Source organism: Pseudomonas sp. B7(2017), from assembly GCF_002112745.1.
Classification (GTDB): domain Bacteria; phylum Pseudomonadota; class Gammaproteobacteria; order Pseudomonadales; family Pseudomonadaceae; genus Aquipseudomonas; species Aquipseudomonas ekonensis.
Window position 1 is genome coordinate 113,234 of sequence record NZ_NEIP01000013.1, and the last position, 17,950, is coordinate 131,183.

Annotated in this window: 17 protein-coding genes; 10 read left to right on the plus strand and 7 right to left on the minus strand. The window is 67.0% G+C overall.

Features of this window, described 5'->3' with window-relative positions; all coding sequences use genetic code 11:
• Nucleotides 1-7 precede the first annotated feature (7 nt).
• The 6 genes from CAG29_RS21495 to CAG29_RS21520 form a co-directional block, all read right to left on the minus strand.
• Nucleotides 8-1,675 (minus strand): MFS transporter, encoded by a 1,668-nt coding sequence (locus CAG29_RS21495; RefSeq protein WP_085695115.1) that lies wholly within the window; start codon nucleotides 1,673-1,675, stop codon nucleotides 8-10.
• Nucleotides 1,676-1,878: 203 nt separating this feature from the next.
• The gene (phnE, locus tag CAG29_RS21500) at nucleotides 1,879-2,646 is read right to left on the minus strand and encodes a phosphonate ABC transporter, permease protein PhnE (protein ID WP_085632974.1); all 768 of its coding nucleotides are present in this window, start codon (nucleotides 2,644-2,646) and stop codon (nucleotides 1,879-1,881) included.
• On the minus strand, nucleotides 2,643-3,470 hold the full coding sequence (locus CAG29_RS21505) for an ABC transporter permease (protein WP_085585712.1): 828 nt from the start codon (nucleotides 3,468-3,470) through the stop codon (nucleotides 2,643-2,645). Before CAG29_RS21505 ends, phnE begins: the two co-directional genes overlap by 4 nt.
• Nucleotides 3,464-4,261, minus strand: coding sequence for a phosphonate ABC transporter ATP-binding protein (locus tag CAG29_RS21510; protein ID WP_085695116.1), 798 nt, complete (start codon nucleotides 4,259-4,261; stop codon nucleotides 3,464-3,466). Before CAG29_RS21510 ends, CAG29_RS21505 begins: the two co-directional genes overlap by 7 nt.
• A complete protein-coding gene (locus CAG29_RS21515; protein WP_085695117.1) occupies nucleotides 4,258-5,118 on the minus strand; it encodes a putative selenate ABC transporter substrate-binding protein in 861 nt (286 codons plus the stop codon). Before CAG29_RS21515 ends, CAG29_RS21510 begins: the two co-directional genes overlap by 4 nt.
• A gap of 198 nt (nucleotides 5,119-5,316) precedes the next feature.
• Nucleotides 5,317-6,264 (minus strand): transporter, encoded by a 948-nt coding sequence (locus CAG29_RS21520; RefSeq protein ID WP_085585718.1) that lies wholly within the window; start codon nucleotides 6,262-6,264, stop codon nucleotides 5,317-5,319.
• Between the two features lie 210 nt (nucleotides 6,265-6,474).
• Between CAG29_RS21520 and CAG29_RS21525 the strand changes: the two genes are divergently transcribed.
• From CAG29_RS21525 to CAG29_RS21560, 8 genes are all read left to right on the plus strand, one after another.
• Nucleotides 6,475-7,515, plus strand: a complete 1,041-nt coding sequence (locus CAG29_RS21525) for an AraC family transcriptional regulator (protein ID WP_085656432.1) — start codon at nucleotides 6,475-6,477, stop codon at nucleotides 7,513-7,515.
• Between the two features lie 69 nt (nucleotides 7,516-7,584).
• Nucleotides 7,585-8,472 carry a Dyp-type peroxidase gene (locus tag CAG29_RS21530; RefSeq protein ID WP_085585722.1) on the plus strand — a complete coding sequence of 296 codons (888 nt, stop codon included), beginning with the start codon at nucleotides 7,585-7,587 and terminating at the stop codon, nucleotides 8,470-8,472.
• Between the two features lie 9 nt (nucleotides 8,473-8,481).
• Nucleotides 8,482-9,450 (plus strand): Gfo/Idh/MocA family protein, encoded by a 969-nt coding sequence (locus CAG29_RS21535; RefSeq protein ID WP_085695118.1) that lies wholly within the window; start codon nucleotides 8,482-8,484, stop codon nucleotides 9,448-9,450.
• 257 nt (nucleotides 9,451-9,707) lie between these two features.
• Nucleotides 9,708-10,460 carry a GntR family transcriptional regulator gene (locus CAG29_RS21540; RefSeq protein ID WP_085695119.1) on the plus strand — a complete coding sequence of 251 codons (753 nt, stop codon included), beginning with the start codon at nucleotides 9,708-9,710 and terminating at the stop codon, nucleotides 10,458-10,460.
• Nucleotides 10,457-12,196 carry a fumarate reductase/succinate dehydrogenase flavoprotein subunit gene (locus CAG29_RS21545; protein ID WP_085585728.1) on the plus strand — a complete coding sequence of 580 codons (1,740 nt, stop codon included), beginning with the start codon at nucleotides 10,457-10,459 and terminating at the stop codon, nucleotides 12,194-12,196. Before CAG29_RS21540 ends, CAG29_RS21545 begins: the two co-directional genes overlap by 4 nt.
• A gap of 25 nt (nucleotides 12,197-12,221) precedes the next feature.
• Nucleotides 12,222-12,467: a ferredoxin family protein gene (locus CAG29_RS21550; RefSeq protein WP_085585730.1), complete on the plus strand. Its 246-nt coding sequence runs from the start codon at nucleotides 12,222-12,224 to the stop codon at nucleotides 12,465-12,467.
• A 228-nt stretch (nucleotides 12,468-12,695) separates the two neighbouring features.
• On the plus strand, nucleotides 12,696-13,658 hold the full coding sequence (locus CAG29_RS21555) for a HEAT repeat domain-containing protein (RefSeq protein ID WP_085695120.1): 963 nt from the start codon (nucleotides 12,696-12,698) through the stop codon (nucleotides 13,656-13,658).
• Nucleotides 13,655-13,933 (plus strand): DUF971 domain-containing protein, encoded by a 279-nt coding sequence (locus tag CAG29_RS21560; protein WP_085585734.1) that lies wholly within the window; start codon nucleotides 13,655-13,657, stop codon nucleotides 13,931-13,933. Before CAG29_RS21555 ends, CAG29_RS21560 begins: the two co-directional genes overlap by 4 nt.
• Before the next feature lie 154 nt (nucleotides 13,934-14,087).
• Here CAG29_RS21560 and CAG29_RS21565 read toward each other — a convergent pair whose 3' ends face one another.
• Nucleotides 14,088-15,746: a phosphoethanolamine transferase gene (locus CAG29_RS21565; RefSeq protein WP_085656429.1), complete on the minus strand. Its 1,659-nt coding sequence runs from the start codon at nucleotides 15,744-15,746 to the stop codon at nucleotides 14,088-14,090.
• Nucleotides 15,747-16,708: 962 nt separating this feature from the next.
• Here CAG29_RS21565 and lexA point away from each other — a divergent pair.
• Nucleotides 16,709-17,326 (plus strand): transcriptional repressor LexA, encoded by a 618-nt coding sequence (lexA, locus tag CAG29_RS21570; RefSeq protein WP_085639156.1) that lies wholly within the window; start codon nucleotides 16,709-16,711, stop codon nucleotides 17,324-17,326.
• Complete coding sequence (imuA, locus tag CAG29_RS21575; protein ID WP_085639153.1) at nucleotides 17,326-17,943, plus strand: translesion DNA synthesis-associated protein ImuA; 618 nt, start codon at nucleotides 17,326-17,328, stop codon at nucleotides 17,941-17,943. The genes lexA and imuA overlap by 1 nt, the downstream gene beginning before the upstream one ends.
• Nucleotides 17,944-17,950 lie beyond the last annotated feature (7 nt).

Consider the following 17,950-nt stretch of genomic DNA (forward strand, 5'->3'; position numbering starts at 1 on the left):
GTCGGGCTCAGCTGTGATGGATCTCGCGGTCCTTGGTTTCCGGCATGAAGAAGATGCCGAGGACGGCGGTCATCACCGCGATCACGATCGGGTACCACAGGCCGTAGTAGATGTCGCCCGTGGCCGCGACCATGGCGAACGCCACCGTCGGCAGGAAACCGCCGAACCAGCCGTTGCCGATGTGGTAGGGCAGCGACATCGAGGTGTAGCGGATCCGCGCCGGGAACAGCTCCACCAGCCACGCGGCGATGGGGCCGTAGACCATGGTCACGTAGATCACCAGGACCGTCAGCAGGAGCAGCACCATCGGGTAGTGGGTCTTGGCCGGGTCGGCTTTCTCCGGGTAGCCGGCGTCCTTGAGCGCGGCGCCGAGGCTGGCGGTGAAGGCGTCGTTCTGGGTCTTGAAGTCGGCGGCGGGCAGGTTGCCGCCTTCGAAGCTCTGGATGACCTTGTCGCCGATCTTCACCTGGGCCACGGTGCCCGGTTCGGCCTTCTCGTTGTTGTACGGAATCGCCCGTTTGGCCAGCACGGTCTTGGCCAGGTCGCAGGAGCTGGTGAAGCGCGCCTTGCCCACCGGGTCGAACTGGAACGAGCACTGGCCGGGGGCGGCGACCACCGTCACCGGGTTCTTCGCCTGGGCGGCGAAGACGTCCGGGTTACCGTACTGGGTCAGCGCGTGGAAGATCGGGAAATAGGTCAGCGCCGCCAGGATGCAGCCGGCCATGATGATGCCCTTGCGGCCGATGCGGTCGGACAGGCTGCCGAAGATCACGAAGAACGGCGTGCCGATCAGCAGCGAACCGGCGATCAGCAGGTTGGCGGTCTGCGGGTCGATCTTGAGCGTCTGCAACAGGAAGAACAGCGCGTAGAACTGCCCGGTGTACCAGACCACCGCTTGCCCGGCGGTGCCGCCGAGCAGGGACATGATCACCACCTTGAGGTTTTCCCAGCGGGCGAAGGATTCGGTCAGCGGCGCCTTCGACGCCTTGCCTTCGGCCTTCATCTTCTGGAACACCGGCGACTCGCTCAGTTGCAGGCGGATGTACACCGAGATGATCAGCAGCAGGATCGACAGCAGGAACGGGATCCGCCAGCCCCACGCCTCGAAGGCTTCGGTGCCCAGCGCGGTGCGGCAGGCGAGGATCACCAGCAGCGAGAGGAACAGGCCCAGGGTCGCGGTGGTCTGGATCCACGAGGTGAAGAAGCCGCGCTTGCCTTTCGGCGCATGTTCGGCCACGTAGGTGGCCGCGCCGCCGTACTCGCCGCCCAGCGCCAGGCCTTGCAGCAGGCGCAGGCTGATCAGGATGATCGGTGCCGCGACCCCGATGGAGGCGTAGCCCGGCAGCAGGCCCACCACCGCCGTGGAGACGCCCATGATCACGATGGTGATCAGGAACGTGTGCTTGCGGCCGATCATGTCGCCCAACCGGCCGAACACGATGGCGCCGAAGGGGCGCACGGCGAAGCCGGCGGCGAACGCGAGGAGGGCAAAGATGAACGCGGTGGTCTCGTTGACGCCGGCGAAGAAGTGCTTGGCGATGATCGCGGCCAATGAGCCGTAGAGGTAAAAGTCGTACCACTCGAACACCGTGCCCAGGGACGAGGCGAAGATGACCTTGCGCTCCTCCTTGGTGATGCCCTGCCGCGTTGTGCTGCTGTCGTCGATTGCCGCCATGGGTCTTCTCCGTCGTGCTTTTTGTTGTCAGGCCGGAGCACCTCTTCAACGTTTTCGTACCCGGGCCCTGGGGCTTGAATCGGATAAGCGCTTGCATGCTGCGTGGACAGGTGGAAAGCCTCGCGTCGCGGCGAGGTTTCCTTGAGCATAATCAGCTTCGCGCAGATATCCACTCGCCATCACGGGAAGGCGCGGCCCGGGCGCTACGCCTTGACCCAGCGCTGGCGGCTCCAGGCGCTCAACGAGTCCACGGCGAACACCAGCGCCAGCATCGCCAGGATCACCGTGCTGGCCTGGGCTTCCTGGAACAGGCTGAGGCTCACGTACAGCATCTGCCCCAGGCCGCCGGCGCCGACGAAGCCCAGCACGCTGGCCATGCGGATGTTGTTTTCCCAGCGGTACAGGCAGTAGGCGATCAGCTGCGGCGCCAGGTTCGGCAAGGTGCCGTAGCAGAAGGCGAGCACCGGGTTGGCGCCTTGCCGGCGCAGGGCTTCGGCCGGTTCCGGCGGGGTGTTCTCCAGCGCTTCGGCGAACAGCCGGCCGAGCACGCCGGTGGTGTGCAGGGCGAGGGCGAGGGTGCCGGCGTTGGGGCCGAGGCCGGCGGCCAGCACCATCAGCGCCGCCCAGACCAGCTCGGGAATCGCCCGCAGGGCATTGAGCAGCAGGCGCGCGGCGCTTTGCCCCGGCCAGCCGAAACGTCCGGCGGCGGGCAGCGCCAGCACCAGCCCCAGGCCGGTGGCGAGCAGGGTGCCCAGGGCCGACATGGCCAGGGTCTCCAGCGCGCCGTGGAGGATCGCGGACAGGTAACCGGCGCTCAGGTCGGGGCTGAGGAAACGCTGCACATAGGCGCCCATCTGCTTCAGGCTGGCGGCGCTGCCCAGTTCCGCCAGGTCCAGTTCCAGATAGGCGAACGAGGCGACCACCGCCCAGCCGATGGCAAGGATCAGCAATGCGTTGACCAGGCGCCTCATGCCAGCCTCCCGCGCAGCAGGCGGCTCAGCTGGTCGGCGCCCAGCACCAGCAGCAGGAAGGTCAGCAGCATGCTGGCGACTTCGCCGCCGGCGAACATGCGGATCGACAGGTCGATCTGCTGGCCGAGCCCGCCGGCGCCGACGAAGCCCATCACCACCGAGGCGCGGATCGCGCATTCCCAGCGGTAGACCGTGTACGACAGCAGCTCCGACGCCACGTTGGGCAGGATGCCGTAGGCGAACGCGCCCAGGCGACCGCTGCCGGCCTGCATGAGGGCGTGGGCCGGGCGCTGGTCGGTGGACTCGAAGATTTCCGCGTAGACCTTGCCGAGCATCCCGGCGTAGGTGATCGCGATGGCCAGTACGCCCGCCGCCGGCCCGAGCCCGACGGCCCGCACGAACAGCAAGGCCCAGACGATCTCCGGCACGCTGCGCAGGAAGATCAGCAGGCCACGCACCGGCCAGCGCAACAGGCGCCCGCAACGCCCGGGACGCCCACCGCGCGAAGCGGCGGACAGCGACAGGGCGCGGCTGGCCAGCAGGCTGGCGGGCGCCGCCAACAGCAGCGCGAGCGTCATCCCGGCGGTGGCGATGGCCAGGGTCTGCAGGGTGGCCTTGAGCAGCAGTTGCATGAACGCGTCGTCGTGGGCCGGCGGCCAGAAGCCGGCCACGAAACGGCCCATCTCGCTTTGGCTGTCGGCGCGCAGCAGCACGCCGGGATCCAGTTCGCTGAGCTGCACGCCCGGCCACAGCAGGGCGACGGCCAGCAGCGTCAGCAGCAGGCGCGGCCAGGCGGCGGGGTCGCGGGAATCGGCGCTCAGCATCGGGGGATCTGCATGGTCAGGGGCGGCACGACCGTCGGCGGGGATTGCAGCTGTTCATTGGCGTAGAGCGCGTCGAGCCGCTCGCGGTCCACCTCGGCGGCGGGGCAGTCGAACAGGATCCGGCCTTCGCGCAGGCCAATGATCCGCGGGAAGTGCGCCAGCGCCAGCTCCACCGCGTGCAGGCTCGCCACCAGCGTGACCCGGTGCTCGCGGGCATGGCGCGAGAGCACCGACAGGGTATGCCCGGCCAGCACCGGATCCATCGCCGACACCGGCTCGTCGGCCAGCAGCACTTCCGGCGCCTGGTACAGCACCCGGGCGATGCCGATCCGTTGCAGTTGGCCGCCGGACAGTTGCTGGCACTGGCTGAACAGTTTGTCGCTCAGATCCAGTTTCGCCAGCGCCGCCCGGGCGCCGGCCACGTCCAGCGGATGCAGCAGGCTGACCAGGCTGCGTAACAGGCTCCACTGGCCGAGCTTGCCGGCCAGCACCGCCGTCACCACCCGTTGCCGGGGCGGCAGGGGCGGCGCCTGGTGCACCAGGCCGATGCGGGCGCGCAGGCGCTGGCGCTGACCGGCGGACAGCTGCCAGGCGCGCTGGCCGAGCACGTCGAGTTCGCCGCCGCTGGGCTGCACGGCGGTGGCCAGCACGTTGAGCAGGCTCGACTTGCCGGCCCCGGACGGGCCGATGATCGCCACCTGCTCGCCGGCGCCGATGTGAAGGTCCACGCCTTGCAGGGCGTGGACGCCGTTGTCGTGGTGCAGGCGTCCCTGGGTCAGGCGCAGGGTCATTTCAGCAGTTCGGCGGCGCGGGCGGCTTCCTCGATGCCTTTGTAGTTGTCCGGGCTGGTCTCGATGAAACGGCTGGCGGCCTGCAGGTCGAGGATCTTCTTCTGCTCGGGGTTGGCCGGGTCGAGGGCGAGGAAGGCCTTCTTGATCTTCGCCGCCAGGGCCGGGTCGAGGGTGCCGCGCACGGTCCAGTTGTAGTCGTAGTAGGCCGGGGTGGTGGCGAAGACCTTCACCTTGGCGGTGTCGACCTTGCCGGCGTCCACCAGCTTCTGCCAGACACTGGCGTTCAGCACGCCGGCATCGACCTTGCCGGCCTGCACCCAGGCGACGGTGGCGTCATGGGCGCCGGAGTAGCCGACGCGGCTGAAGTAGGTTTCAGGCTTGATGCCGTCCTTGAGCATGAAATAGCGCGGCATCAGGCTGCCGGAGGTGGACGACACCGAACCGAAGGCGAAGGTCTTGCCCTTGAGGTCAGTCAGGCTCTTGACGTTGGGGTCGGCGGTGATGAACTTGCTGGTGAACTGCGCATCCTGCTCGCGCTGCACCAGCGGGATCACCGGGGTGGTGGCGTCGGTCTTCAGGCGGGCCTGGACGAAGGTGAAACCGCCGAGCCAGGCCATGTCGAGGCGGTCGGTGGCCAGTGCCTCGACCACCGCCGGGTAGTCCGCCACGGGGACGAATTTCACTTCCATGCCCAGTTGCTGTTCCAGGTACTTGCCCAGCGGCTCGAACTTGCGCAGCAGTTCGGTGGGGGCTTCATCGGGGATCGCGCTGACCCGCAGCACCTCGGCGGCGTTCGCCAGCAGCGAGGAAAAGGTCAGGGCCAGGCCAGCGGTCAGTGCCAGGGTACGTTTGAGCATGGAATTCTCCGTTTCATGAGCGTCGCAATCGAAGCGCCCGCGAAGAAGCCGGGCGCAACGTCAGGTTAGACGAAACGGGCGGTGTTATACGCACTCATGCCGGCGTTGGCGAGTCTGCCGAAGGTGTCGGTGGCCGGCATGTGTGGCGATTTGTTGCGCCTGCTGCCGACACCTTGTCCGTAAGCCGGGCCGCGTGCCTCAGAACGCGTAGGGAATGCTGATCTTGGCCCAGAGCATTTCGCCCTCGGGGCGGTTTTCCACGTCGAACTCCTTGGCCCAGCGGATCTCCGCGCTGGCGTACTTGAGAAAGGTGAAATACAGGGCAGGACCTATGGCGAACACCTTGCCGCGCACGCCGTCGTTCACGTCTTCGCCGGCGAACTGCACGGTGTGGCCGAACTGCTTGTCGTCGGTGGTCTGCTTGAGGAAGTAGCCGTTGACGCCCAGGCGCAGGTTGTCGGTGACGCGGTAGCTGGCCGAATAATCGAAATGGAAGATCTGCCCGGACTTGTAGTCGGTGTCCTTGTTCTTTTCGTTGAAGCTGTAGGTGGTCTTCATCGACAGTTCGGTGCGCTCGGTCGGCAGCCAGGTGAACGAGAACAGTGGCTTGTACGTCCAGAAGTTGTTGCTGGTGTTGGCCAGGCGTTCGGCGTCGTACTCGCCGGTGGGCGCGGTGATCTCCACGGCGGCGCCGAGGGTGAGGTTCTTGCCCATGTCCCACAGGATGATCGGGGCGAACGTGGTGTCGCCCATGCTCTCGCGGGTGTCGCTGAGGCCGAACGCCGCCACTTCCTGCTTCATCCACGGCTGGGCGACGTAACCGGCGAGCCGCCCGCCGAGCACCCGCACCGGGCTCAGGTAATCGAGGCGCGGCACCACGGCGGTGGACTCGATCTCGACGTTCGGCACCTTGCCGCCCAGGGAACTGATGTTGAGCTTGGTCGCCTTGTAGTGGTTGTAGTAGAGGTTGAACGCGACCATGTTTTCCGGAAGGTTGTCGACGTCCAGCGGCAGGACGAAGAAACCGTCGGTGCCGGGGCCGATGTTGTCGACGCCGGACTCGGTGGCCAAGGCGGGCAAGGGGAGTGCGCCGACCGTCAGCATCAGGGCCAACGGGAAGGGACGTGTCGCGCGGTTCGGGCTCATGGTTGTCCTCGTTATTATTGTGATGGGGACGCGGCGCGGCCGCACGGGGCGCCGGCAGCCTAGGATCAAGCCTTTGGCGCACGCCGGGGCAGGGTATTGGCGGACACGCAGGGGGGCATCTGCGGACAGGCCGCCGGCCCTGTGCTAACTTCTTGTGACATAACCGGTTACAAAAATAACAACTCAGCACGATCCGGAATGTCCAGCCCCATGAACGTCAAAGTCCAAGACCCCACCTACGAACTGGCGCTGGTGTCGCCGTTCCTGCTGCAGACCCTGGCCGAAGTCGCGCAGCTCAAGGGCATCCAGCCGCAAACCCTGTGCCGTGGCCTGGGTTTCACTCTCGACGACCTGCAGGACCCGGCGCAGCGCATCTCCTACCGCCAGGCCGTGGCCATGATCCAGCGCGCGCTCAAGGCCTTGCCCAACCAGGGGCTGGGCCTGTGGGTCGGGGCGCAGAACGTGCTGGGCACGCTGGGCCTGCTGGGCCACGTGCTGTCGCTGTGCAAGACCCTGCGCGACGCCTTCGCCCTGGGCATCCGCCATCAGCACACCTCCGGCGGGATCGTGGTGTCCAGCGTGGACGTGGTGGGGGAGCAGGTGTTCGTCAACGCCGAATGCCGCCTACCGTTCGCCGAAGTGCAGATGTTCGCGGTGGAGGAGTTCTTCGCCAGCCTGCTGGTCTACGGGCGGGCTTTGGTGGGGGAGGACTTCAAGGCCATCGCGGTGGAGTTCGTCCACGCCGCGCCGGACTACCTCGACGAATACCGGCGCCTGCTGGGGCCGGACGTGCGCTTCGGCTGCCTGCACAACCGCATGCTGCTCGACGTGTGCTGGCTGGACGTGAACCTGCCCAACCACCATTCGCTGGCCTTGCGTCAGGCGGTCAAGCTGCTGGAACTGGAGGCGGCGCAGGTGCACCAGAAACTGGACCTGATCCAGGCCGTGGAGCGGGCGATCGCGCGGGACCTGAGCCGGGGCAGCCACATCGAGAAGATCGCCGGCGACCTGAACATGAGCAGCCGCACCCTGCGCCGACGCCTGACCGAGCATTCGCTGACCTTCGAAGCATTGCTGGAGCAAGTGCGCCAGGCCCGCACCATGAGCCTGTTGGCCAACCCGCAGATGCCCATCGAACGCATCACCGAGGAAGTCGGCTACAGCGACGTGCGCAGCTTCCGCCGGGCGTTCAAGCGCTGGACGGGGATGAGCCCCAGCGCGTGGCGCCATGACGGCGGCGCTCACGAATAACCTCTGTTCTGAACCCACACAAACCCTCCGGCTACAGTTAAACTCCGCGCTCTTTCCCAAGGAGTTCACATGAGTCACTACCAGCCGGGCATCCTCGCCACCCCCGTTCCGCCGCAGGCACGTCACCTGTTTTTCGCCCTTGAATCGCTTGAGGCGCTGCCGCAGGCGATCGACAACCTGCTGAACCTGGTGGACGGCAAATCGGCGGTGGTCGGTTTCGGCGAGTCCCTGGCCAAGGCGCTCAAGGTGGACATCGACGGCCTGCGCAGCTTCCCGGCGCTGACCGGCGTGGGCGTGGAGAACCCGTCGACCCAGCATGCGCTGTGGGTCTGGCTGCACGGCACCGACCGTGGCGAACTGCTCAACCGCAGCCACGCGTTCGAGGCGGCGCTGGCCCCGGCCCTGCGCCTGGTGCAGAAGCAGGAAGCCTTCCGCCACATGGGCGGCCACGACCTCACCGGTTACGAGGACGGCACCGAAAACCCCCACGACGAAGCCGCCGTGGCCGCCGCGCTGGTCAGCGAGGGCGCGCAGGGCCTGGTCGGCGGCAGCTTCGCCGCGATCCAGCAATGGCAGCATGACCTCAAGGGGTTCCACGCGCTGTCCGCCGAAGACAAGGACAACATCATGGGCCGTCGCCTGAGCGACAACGAAGAGATCGACGACGCGCCGGTCTCCGCCCACGTCAAACGCACCGCCCAGGAAAGCTTCGCGCCCGAAGCGTTCGTGGTGCGCCGTTCGATGCCGTGGATCGAAGGCGACCGCGCCGGCCTGATGTTCCTCGCGTTCGGCTTCTCCCTCGACGCCTTCGAAGCGCAGCTGCGGCGCATGAGCGGCCTGGAGGACGGCATCACCGACGGCCTGTACCGCATCAGCCGGCCGATCACCGGCGGCTATTACTGGTGCCCGCCGCTCCAGGACGGTCGCCTCGACCTGCGCGCCTTGCGCATCGGCTGAGGGCTCGGCATGGACGTGGTGCGGTGGGGCATGATCGGCTGCGGCAGCGTCACTGAACGCAAGAGCGGCCCGGCGCTGCGCAAGGCGCCAGGTTCGGCGTTGGTGGCGGTGATGGGGCGACGGCTCGACGCCGTCAGCGACTACGCCGCCCGCCACGGCGTCGGGCGGTTCTACACCGACGCCGACGCCCTGATCAACGACCCCGAGGTGGACGCGGTGTACATCGCCACGCCTCCCGACAGCCATCACGCCTACAGCCTCAAGGTCGCCGCCGCCGGCAAGCATTGCTGCGTGGAAAAGCCCATGGCGCTCAACGCCGGGCAAAGCCGCGAGATGCACCAGGCGTTCGCCGATGCCGGCCTGCACCTGTTCGTGTCCTATTACCGCCGTTCCCTGCCGCGCTTCCGGCAGGTGCGGCAATGGCTGGACGAAGGGCGGATCGGCGAGGTCCGGCTGCTGAGCTGGACGCTGACCAAGGCGCCGTCGACGACCGACCTTGAGGGCGGCGACAACTGGCGCACCGACCCGGCGGTGGCCGGCGGCGGCTATTTCGCCGACCTGGCCAGCCATGGCCTGGACCTGTTCCAGTACCTGCTCGGCGACATCGTCGACGTGGCCGGCTTCACCGCACGCCAGGCCGGGCTGTACGCGGCCGAAGATGCCGTCGGCGCCAGTTGGCGGTTCGCCGGCGGCGCCCTGGGCATGGGCTGCTGGAGCTTTGCCGCGGATCGGCGCGAGGACCGGGTCGAGATCGTCGGCAGCCGCGGGCGGATCGGTTTTTCCGTGTTCGACGAACAACCCGTCGAACTGCACGCCGATGAATACGTCAGCCTGCACATCTCCCATCACGAACACATCCAGTGGCATCACGTCCTGGGCATGAACGCCCACATCCGCGGCCAGGCGCAGCACCCGGCGGTGGCCGCCGAGGCCCTGAAGACCGATTGGGTGATGGACCGGATCCTCAAGCGCGGGTGACGCCCTGCGGCTTCCGGACTGACGCCATCGCCAGCAGGCTGGCTCCCACAAGGGATCTCGGTCGGCTGCAAGGTTGGCGATCACTGGAGAACAATGTGGGAGCCAGCCTGCTGGCGATGACGCCAGTGAGCGCACCGCAGGGCAAGACAGCCGCTCCCGCAGCCACCGCATCTAAGGTTATGCCCAAACAATATTTCTCAAGCCTGACACCGCTTCCCTAAGATCACGTCATAACTCGTTATGACAAGTGATCGCCGATGACCGACAACCTCCTTTCCCTGGGCAGCGTCCCGTTGCACACCCAACTGCGCGATGTGCTGCGCACGCGCATCCTCGACGGCCAATACCCGCAAGACAGCCAGATGCCCTCCGAAAGCGAGTTGGGCGCGATGTTCAAGGTCAGCCGCATCACCGTGCGCCAGGCGCTGGGCGATCTGCAGAAGGAAGGGCTGATCTTCAAGATCCACGGCAAGGGCACGTTCGTCGCCAAGCCCAAGACTTTCCAGAACGTCAGCACCCTGCAAGGCCTGGCCGAATCCCTGGCCGGCCGCGGCTACGAGGTGATCAACCGCCTGCGCAGCTTCAGGTTCATCGCCGCCGACGCGCGCATCGCCGAACGCCTGCAAGTGGCCGAAGGCGACACCGTAGCGCAGATCAAGCGCGTGCGGCTGATCAACCGCGAGCCGGTCTCGCTGGAAATCACCTACCTGCCCAAGCACCTGGGCGAGCGCCTGGAAAAGGCCGACCTGGTGACCCGCGACATCTTCCTGATCCTGGAGAACGACTGCGGCCTGGCGCTGGGGCATGCGGACCTGGCCATCGACGCGGTGCTGGCCGACGACGACCTGACCCAGGCGCTGGGCGTCGAGGCCGGTTCGCCGATCATGCGCATCGAGCGCCTGACCCACGATGCCGACGGCCAGCCCCTGGATTTCGAACACCTTTACTACCGCGGCGATGCGTTCCAGTACCGCCTGCGGATCGACCGGCAAAAAGGGGAGCGCACATGACGCAGGATTCGACGGCAGGCACCACCATCGAACAGGAATACGACATCGTCGTGATCGGCGGCGGCACCGCCGGCCCCATGGCGGCGATCAAGGCCAAGGAGCACAACCGCGACCTGCGCGTTCTGCTGGTGGACAAGGCCAACGTCAAGCGCAGCGGCGCGATCAGCATGGGCATGGACGGCCTGAACAACGCGGTCATTCCCGGCCATTCGACGCCTGAGCAGTACACCAAGGAAATCACCGTCGCCAACGACGGCATCGTCAACCAGGCGGCGGTGTACGCCTACGCCACCCACAGCTTCCAGACCATCGAGCAGCTCGACCGCTGGGGCGTGAAGTTCGAGAAGGACGAAACCGGCGACTACGCCGTGAAGAAAGTCCACCACATGGGCGCCTACGTGCTGCCGATGCCGGAAGGGCACGACATCAAGAAAGTCCTCTACCGCCAATTGAAGCGGGCGCGGGTGAGCATCACCAACCGTCTGGTCTGCACCCGCCTGCTGACGGACGAAGAGGGCACGGTCAACGGCGTCATGGGTTTCGACTGCCGCACCGCCGACTTCCATGTGATCAAGGCCAAGGCGGTGATCCTGGCCTGCGGCGCCGCCGGGCGCCTGGGCCTGCCGTCCTCCGGCTACCTGATGGGCACCTACGAGAACCCGACCAACGCCGGCGACGGCTATGCCATGGCCTACCACGCCGGGGCCGAACTGGCGAACCTGGAATGCTTCCAGATCAACCCGCTGATCAAGGACTACAACGGCCCGGCCTGCGCCTACGTCACCGGCCCCCTGGGCGGCTACACCGCCAACAACAAGGGCGAGCGCTTCATCGAATGCGACTACTGGAGCGGGCAGATGATGCGCGAGTTCCACCAGGAACTGGAAAGCGGCAACGGGCCGGTGTTCCTCAAGCTCGATCACCTGGCCGAAGAAACCATCCAGGACATCGAACAGATACTGCACAGCAACGAACGCCCGAGCCGCGGCCAGTTCCACGCCAACCGCGGCACCGACTACCGCACGCAGATGGTCGAGATGCACATCTCGGAGATCGGCTTCTGCAGCGGCCACTCGGCGTCCGGGGTGTGGGTCAACGAGCGGGCCGAGACCTCGGTCAAGGGCCTGTATTCGGCCGGTGACATGGCGGCGGTGCCGCACAACTACATGCTCGGCGCGTTCACCTATGGCGGGTTCGCCGGGCAGAACGCGGCGCAGTTCGTGGAAGGGCGCGGGTTCACCGCACTGGATGCCGAACAGATCGAGCGGGAGCGGGCGCGGGTGTTCGCGCCGCTTGCGCGCGAGCACGGCCTGCCGCCGGCCCAGGTCGAGTACAAGCTGCGGCGCTTCGTCAACGACTACCTGCAACCGCCGAAGGTGACCAAGAAGATGGAGATCGGCCTGCAACGCTTCAGCGACATCGAACGCGACCTCGAACAGCTCAAGGCCCACAACGCCCATGAACTGATGCGCGCCATGGAAGTCAGCGTGATCCGCGACTGCGCCGAAATGGCCGCCCGCGCCTCGCTGTTCCGCACCGAAAGCCGCTGGGGCCTGTACCACTACCGGGTCGACCACCCCGAGCGCAACGACCGCGAATGGTTCTGCCATTGCCACCTGAAGAAAGGCGAGGACGGGCGCATGACCAGCTTCAAGAAGCCCGTCGAGCCTTACATCATTCCCCTGGACGCCGTTGAAATGCAGGCCTACGACCGCCTGCGGGTCGGCGCCGCCTGAACCGCACCCAGAGAGAGCCCCGACCATGGCCCATCAAGCCCAGGATATCTTTTTCCGCTCCAACGCCCCCGTCACCGTGGACGAGGACAAATGCATCGCCGACAAGGGCTGCACCGTATGCGTCGACGTCTGCCCGATGGATCTGCTGGCGATCAACCCGGCCACGCAGAAGGCCTACATGGCCTTCGACGAGTGCTGGTACTGCATGCCCTGCGAAAAGGACTGCCCGACCGGGGCGGTGAAAGTGGAGATCCCGTACCTGCTGCGCTGATCCGTGGCGCGCTCACTGACGCCATCGCCAGCAGGGCTGGCTCCCACCGTTTTCTATCTGCCCCACAAGCCACCGTGCGGGAGCCAGCCTGCTGGCGATGAGGCCGCCACCGACAACGCAAGACGCCATCCGGCCACCCCGGACGCCAAGACAAGAACATCCCGCGTTTCCCACCGCCCACCGACAGCGGCGCAAACGCACCGTCCGAACCTAAGCCGTGGTGAGCCCATGACCTCTTTTTTTGCTGTGACCGACAACGCCGACATCCTCGCCCTGCAACCGCGCCTGACCGCCGAGGATCCGGGCGTGCGCCGCATCGCCCTGATCGACCTGGCCGACCTCGAAGAGCCCGACGGCCTGCTGTGGCTGGTGGACCGGCTGACGGACGATCCCGCCGAAGACGTGCGCGCCGAAGCGGCGCGCCTGCTGGAGGCCTGGGAAGACGCGCCGGTGGTCGAGGCCTTGTGCCGGGCCCTGACCGATCCGTCGCCGGCGGTGCAGGCCGCCGCGGCGCAAAGCCTGAGCCTGCTCAAGAGCGAAGCCGCAGGCCGGGTGATCCTGCCGTGGACGGCGCACGCCGCAACCTGTGTGCGCACGGCGGCCTGGCGGGCCCTGCGAGAACTGCGCCTGGCCGAAGCGGCACCGGCAGCGGTGGCGGCGCTCGACGACGCCGAGGCGGGCGTGCGCCGCGAAGCGGTGGGGGTGCTCGGCTGGCTCAAACGGCTCGATGCGCTACCGGCGCTGGCACGGCTGGCCAGCACCGACCCGGACAGCGAAGTGCGCCGCGCCGCCACCGGCGCCCTTGGGCTGGCGTCCGGCGCCGATGTGCTGCCCGCCCTGCAACGGGCGTTGCAGGACGCGGCCTGGCCCGTGCGCGAAGAAGCCGCCACGACCCTGGGCAAGGTCGGCCACCCCGACGCCGGCCCGGCCCTGATCCAGGCCCTGAGCGACGACTACTGGCAAGTGCGCCTGCGCGCCGCCCGCAGCCTCGGTCGCCTGCGCCATGTCGCCGCGTTGGATGCGTTGATCGAGACCCTGGGCCACCGCATCAGCAACCTGCGCAAGGAGGCGGCGTTGGCCCTGGGCGAACTCAACGACCGCGGCGCGGTGGCCGCGTTGCAGGCCGCCCAGGACGACGGCGACCCGGAAGTGCGCAAGGCCGTGCGCATTGCCTTGAGTCAGTTGCAATGAGCCCGTTGGCCATCGGCAATGCCTCGGCCGGGCAGACATTGCGCTTGAACTGGCCGGACGGGCGCGAACAGCGCCTGGGGCACGCGGAGTTGCGCCGCCGCTGCCCGTGCTCGCAGTGCCGGGCCTTGCGCCTGCGGGGCATGACACCGCAGGTCGATGAGCGAGTCCGGATCATCGAACTCAACCCCCAGGGCTATGGCCTGCAACTGGTGTTCAGCGACGGCCATCAGCGCGGGATCTACCCGTGGCAGTACCTGGCGCAACTCACCTGCTGACCTGCCGCAATTCCAACTGTGGGAGCCAGCCTGCTGGCGATGGCGGTGGATCAGCCTCGACAGGTGCAGGATGTGCCGGCGTCATCGCTTGCAGGCAAGCGCCTACAGGGTTTGCGGGGGCAGCAAATCCTGCATTCATCCGCCCCCGCATGGCTCACTGCGCAGCCGTCATCGCCGGCCGGCAGCCCCGGAAGATGTCCAGCCCCGGCTGGTACAGCGAGGTCTTGACTTCGAACAGCCCCAGCACCGAGTGGAACAGGTTGTCGTGGCTCAGGTCCGGCTGGCCGCTTTTGCCTTGCAGGCAGCCACGGTCGATGCCCATTTGCGCCAAGGTATTGTTGCCGAACCACATCACCATCGGCACATGGGTCTGCGCCTCGGGAGCCAAGGCGTAAGGCGCGGCGTGCAGGTACAGGCCGTTCTCGCCCAGGGATTCGCCGTGGTCGGAAACGTACAGCATCGACGTGTCGAGGGTGTCCTGGTTGCGCTTGAGCAGCTCGATCACCTTGGCCAGGAAGTGGTCGGTGTACAGGATCGTGTTGTCGTACACGTTCACCAGTTCCTCGCGGCTGCAACTGCCCAACTGGTTGGTGTGGCAGATCGGCTTGAAGCGTTCCTGCTCCTTCGGGTAGCGCTCGTAGTATTCCGGGCCGTGGCTGCCGTCGGCGTGCAGGACGATGATCGCGTGGCCCTTGAGGCTGTCGATGTAGCCCTGCAGGTCCGCCAGCAGCGCCTCGTCCAGGCAGTTGTTGCCGTCGCAGAACGGCCCCGGCTGGTTCTTGGCGATGTCGCGGTGCGGCACCCGCAGGCAGGTGCCCTTGCAGTCGCTGTTGTTGTCCAGCCACAGCACCTGCACGCCGGCGCGCTGGAGGATGTCGAGCAGGCCTTCGTAGGTCTTGCCTTTCTTGTCGCTGTAGTCCTCGCGGGGGAACATCGAGAACATGCACGGCACCGACACCGCCGTGGACGTGCCGCAGGAGTGCACCTGGGTGAAGTTGAGGATGTCCAGCTTGCTCAGCTCGGGGTTGGTCTCGCGCTCATAGCCGTTGAGCGAGAAGTGGTCGGCCCGGGCGGTTTCGCCGACCACGAACACCATCAGCGACTTCTTCCCGCGGGCGGTGGCCTTGGCGCTCATCACCGCGTCTTCGCCGACGGCCTGCACCACGAAGTGCTTTTTGATCCCCAGCCGCTGCTTGGCGTACTTGCTGATCGCGTAGATGTAGTTGGTCGGGTTGATGAAGTGGGTGAGCTTGTCTTCCTCGCGGAAGATCGGCGCGTAGGTCGAGTAGAACGCACCCACCGACGCGCCGATCACCAGCACGCAGGCCACCATCACCAGCACCTTGTTCAGCAGCCCGCGGAAGAACGGCCGGTACGCCACCGGCCAGCGCCAGATCAGCGCCGCCGGCACCACGCCGAGCACCAGCACATAGGCCAGCAGCTTGCCGCTGAGCAGCGCGGAGGCTTCTTCCGGGTTGGTTTCGAACACGTTCTGGATCATCACCGTGTCGATGGTGATGCCGTACTCGTTCATGAAATAGGCGGCGCAGGCCGAGAGCAGGGCGACCAGGGTCAGCGCCGGCTTCAGCGTCCAGCGGAACGACACCAGGGTCAGCAGCAGGGTGATGGCGGCCCACAGGAACAGGCCGAATGAGGCGAAGAACGCCAGCTTGTGTGCGCCCTGCAAGGTGATCAGCGTGCCCAGCGCCTTCCATGTCGCCAGGTTGTACAGCGCCACCAGCGCCAGGGAAAACAGCAGTACCAGACGGGTGGGGGTGATGGACGGTAAACGCAGTCCTTTGCCTGCAGCCATTGGGTTTTTTCCTCTACTCGAATAGAAAACACACGCGGTTCGCGTGCAACTGTAGAAGATCGTTGGTCAAAATTTCGTAAACATCCTGTAACAAACCTTCGGTGATGGTCAGGGTTCATGCGCCAGGACGATGGATGACCAGGATCCTTGTGGGCATAGAACTGCGGCCGCTGCTGAATTCTGTGGGAGCCAGCCTGCTGGCGATGGCGGTGTGCATGGATCCTGCGGACACCGGTGATACCTGTGGGAGCCGGCTTACCGGCGATGGCGGGGGGCCAGTCACCGCAGATGTCGGCAGTGCCGGCCTCATCGCTGGCAAGCCAGCTCCCACAGGTTTTTGCGGTGGGCACAGAACTGCGGCCGCTGCTGAATTCTGTGGGAGCCAGCCTGCTGGCGATGGCGGTGTGCATGGATCCTGCGGACACCGGTGATACCTGTGGGAGCCGGCTTGCCGGCGATGGCGGGGGGCCAGTCACCGCAGATGTCGGCAGTGCCGGCCTCATCGCTGGCAAGCCAGCTCCCACAGGTTTTTGCGGTGGGCACAGAACTGCGGCCGCTGCTGAATTCTGTGGGAGCCAGCCTGCTGGCGATGGCGGTGTGCATGGATCCTGCGGACACCGGTGATACCTGTGGGAGCCGGCTTGCCGGCGATGGCGGGGGGCCAGTCACCGCAGATGTCGGCAGTGCCGGCCTCATCGCTGGCAAGCCAGCTCCCACAGGTTTTTGCGGTGGGCACAGAACTGCGGCCGCTGCTGAATTCTGTGGGAGCCAGCCTGCTGGCGATGGCGGTGTGCATGGATCCTGCGGACACCGGTGATACCTGTGGGAGCCGGCTTGCCGGCGATGGCGGGGGGTCAGGCAACAGAGATGTCGGCAGTGCCGGCCTCATCGCTTGCAGGCAAGCTCCTACAGGTTTTGGCCTGACTGACGGTCGTTGCCAGAAAAACCCCGGTAGAGTACAAATGTACTCCATGACGACCCTGACTCCCCGCCGTACCGCCATCCTGACCTTCATCCGCGAACGCATCGCCGAACACGGTCAGCCCCCGAGCCTCGCTGAAATCAGCGAGGCTTTTGGTTTCGCCTCCCGCAGCGTGGCGCGCAAGCATGTGCTGGCGCTCACCGAAGCCGGGTTCATCGAGGTCAATCCGCATCAGGCCCGGGGCATCCGCCTGCTCAACCAGCCGCCGCGTCCGGAGCTGCTGGACGTGCCGGTGCTGGGCCGGGTGGCGGCGGGTGCGCCTATCGGCGCCGACGCCGAGGTCCACAACCGCCTGATGCTCGACCCGGCGCTGTTCGCCCGCGCACCGGACTACCTGCTGCGGGTGCAGGGCGACTCGATGATCGAGGACGGCATCCTCGACGGCGACCTGGTGGGCGTGCGGCGCAACCCCGAGGCGCTCAACGGCCAGATCGTGGTGGCGCGCCTCGACGGCGAGGTCACCATCAAGCGTTTCGAGCGGGTCGGCGATGAAGTCCGCCTGCTGCCGCGCAACCCCGCGTACCGGCCCATCGTGGTGCGGGCCGACCAGGACCTGGCCATCGAAGGGGTGTTCTGCGGCCTGGTGAGGCAAGGCTGATGGGCGCCGTCGTTGCGTTGGACACGCTGTTCAATGGCGGCCAGGTCTGGAAGGGCCGGCCCGCAGCCCCGGCCGCCAGCCCACAGCCCACCGGCCACCCTGCGCTGGATGCGGCGCTGCCCGGCGGCGGCTGGCCGGAGTCGGCGTTGAGCGAAATCCTGTTCGCAGGCCCCGGCGTCGGCGAGCTGCAACTGGTGTGGCCGACCCTGGCGCGGCTGTCGACGGCGGGCGAGCGCATCGTGCTGGTGGCGCCGCCGTTCGTGCCGTACCCCCAGGCCTGGGCCAATGCCGGCGTCGATCTGCGCCAGTTGTCGGTGATCCGGGCCGGCGAGCGCGAGGCCCTGTGGGCGGCGGAGCAATGCCTGCGCTCGGGCAGTTGCGGCGCGGTGCTGTGCTGGCCGCACAAGGCCGATGACCGGGCGCTGCGGCGCTTGCAGGTGGCGGCGGAAACCGGCCAGACCCTGGCGTTCGCCTGGCGCCCGTTGAGCGAAGCGGCCAACCCGTCGCCGGCGGCGCTGCGGATCGCCGTCGACGCCCGACCGGCGCAGCTGCGGGTGCTCAAGTGCCGTGGCGGGCTGGCCCGCACGGCGCCGATCGCCTTTGCCGTGGGGCATTGAGGCCGCC